Here is a 2,684-nt window from a genome sequence, read left to right as displayed (position 1 = left end):
AGAAGGGTTTGCAGCTCAGACAGTTGCCCGATTTCTCCAGGCAGACTGGTGAGCTGATTTTGATTTAAGTTAAGCGTTCCCAGCTGAGACAGCTGCTCGATTTCTCCAGGCAGATTGGTGAGCTGGTTTTGAGTTAAGTAAAGCCATTCCAGCTTAGACAGTTGTCCTATTTCTGCAGGCAAACTGGCGAGCTGGTTTTGATTTAAGTTAAGCACTTGCAGCCGAGACAACCGCCCAATTTCTACAGGAAGGCTGGTGAGCTGGTTTTGATATAAGTAAAGCCACCGCAGCTGAGACATCTGTCCGATTTTTGCAGGCAGACTGGTGAGCTGGTTTTGGTCTAATTTAAGCACGCTTAGTTGAGACAGCTGCCCGATTTCTACAGGCAGACTGGTGAGCTGGTTTCGATTTAAGTAAAGGCATTCCAGCTTAGACAGTTGTCCTATTTCTGCAGGCAGGCTGGCGAGCTGGTTTGGATTTAAGTAAAGCCTTTGCAGCTGAGACAGTTGCCCGATTTCTCCAGGCAGACTGGTGAGCTGGTTTTGGCTTAAATTAAGCTCTTGCAGTTCAGACAGCTGCCCGATTTCTACAGGCAGACTGGTGAACTGGTTTTGGCTTAAATCAAGCTCTTGCAGCTGAGACAATTGCCCGATTTCTGTAGGAAGGCTGGTGAGCTGGTTTTGGTTTAAGTAAAGCGTTTGCAGCTCAGGCAGCTGCCCGATTTCTGCAGGCAGATTGGTGAGCTGGTTTTGGCTTAAATCAAGCTCTTGCAGCTGAGATAACTGGCATATCTCTGGCGGTAAATAAGTCAAGCCTACTCCAGATAAATCTAAAACCGTGATGTTTTTACAATTTTTTTCAATCCAATCTCTAAAAAACTCTCCTTTTTTTTCTAGAGGCAAGTGCTTAATTTCTTCTCGACTCAAGAATTCTTCCCCCCCTGGAAGTTTTTTCCAAACTAAAAGGCGATTAATATTTAAGAGATAAGAAGAGTAATTAGCCAGAGTTAAGTCTCTTTTTTCTTCCGTCTTCTCTTTAAATTCCAAGGGGGGAATAGATTTAGCTAAGGTAAAAACTTGTTTAAAAACTTGAAAAACTTTTAAGGAGTAGTTAGCTAAAGTAAAATATTTTTTTTCTTCAGTCTTCCATTTAAATTCTAGAGGAGAAAAAGGCTTGGCTAAAGTAAAGATTTGCCTAAAGATTGCATTTACCTTTTCTGCTTCAGAAAGCTTTTCTTCTAGCTTATAAATCCTATCTACAATAAGAGCCTGCTCCTTTACATTTCCTTGAGGAACATGCACTTTACCTATTTGCTTATAAAGAGTGGACATGACTTCAGTAGCCAGCAGATGATGCCATCTTTTACAGACGCTAAATAAGGAAGGAACTGCGCAAGCCTCTAAGATAGGGAGCAGCAATTCATTGGGCAAGCTTTCAATAGACGCCGAAGAGATAGGATGCATTTTATTTCCTTGAGTAGTGATAAATTTTCAGCATTTTATTTATTAAAGAATATATAAAAAAATTAAAAAAGCAAGTCAAGCCAATTCGTATCCTTATCAATGAAAAACAACTCGCAGATGATCTAGTCGCGCTTTTTTTCCAGATAGATCCAAGGCAAGGGTGGAGACCCTCCAAGCATTCAAGAGCAGCCACAGGTTTTGGCGATTAAGTGACACGGCAATTTTGGTTTGGCTAAAAGAAGAATGATTCTTTGCCTTATTTAAGAGAAACGGCTCTTTTTGGCGCAATGTTTTAATTCTTCTATCGAATGATGGAATACAATACGCCTAGCTTCTTCCTGTCAAGAAAGGTTGTTCTCCCAGCATAGCAATCTGCAGAAAAAGAGAGAAATTCCTTGTCATTATAAATGTGTAGGTTAGCTTAAGCTTGCTTAGTTGTGGGAAGGCAAGCGGATGACATGTTTAAAGATAAGATGGCTAAAAGTTTCTTACTTCATTTTAGCCCACCCCAATTTAGAAATTACTTACGGTCAATCCGCAATCGAAAACGCTGCCTTATTTTTCTGTAATATCCTTCAAAGGATTTTCCGCTAATTCAAGCTGGTTAAGCTGAGACAAGTGCCCGATTTCTACAGGCAGGCTGGTGAGCTGGTTGCCGTTTAAGTAAAGATCTTGCAGTTTAGACAGTCGCCCTATCTCTGCAGGAAGACTGGTGAGCTGGTTATTGCTTAAGCCAAGGTCTCGTAGCTGAGGCAGTTGCCCGATTTCTCCAGGCACACTGGTGAGCTGGTTTTGATTTAAGTAAAGCTCTTTCAGCTTGGATAGCTGCCCGATTTCTGCAGGAAGGCTGGTGAGCTGGTTTTGATTTAAGTAAAGCTCTTTCAGCTTGGATAGCTGCCCGATTTCTCCATGCAGGCTGGTGAGCTGGTTCTGATTTAAGTAAAGCTCTTGCAGCTGAGACAATTGCGCGATTTCTTCAGGAAGAGCGGCGAGCTGGTTTTGATTTACGTAAAGCCATCGCAGCCGAGACAGCTGCCCGATTTTTGCAGGCAGGCTGGTGAGCTGGTTTTGATTTAATTCAAGCGTATGCAGCCGAGACAGCTGCAAGATTTCTGCAGGAAGGCTGGTGAGCTGGTTTTGATTTAAGCAAAGCTTTTGCAGCTGAGATAGTTGCCCGATTTCTGTAGGCAGAGCGGTGAGCTGGTTTTGATTTAAGTGAAG

General features: G+C 42.5%; 2 protein-coding genes. Both read right to left on the bottom strand.

The features are described 5' to 3' along the window. The coding region (locus tag DB42_RS10355) for a leucine-rich repeat domain-containing protein (protein WP_052435974.1) at window positions 1–1,463 on the bottom strand (1,463 nt) is incomplete at its 3' end. Between the two features lie 555 nt (window positions 1,464–2,018). Then, window positions 2,019–2,684: leucine-rich repeat domain-containing protein (locus DB42_RS04180; protein WP_044881879.1), on the bottom strand; the 666-nt coding region annotated here is incomplete at its 5' end.

Origin of the sequence: Neochlamydia sp. EPS4 (assembly GCF_000813665.1) — a bacterium.
GTDB lineage: Bacteria > Chlamydiota > Chlamydiia > Chlamydiales > Parachlamydiaceae > Neochlamydia.
The sequence above is the reverse complement of the archived record's forward strand: the minus strand, read 5'-3'. Positions and strand labels throughout refer to the sequence as shown.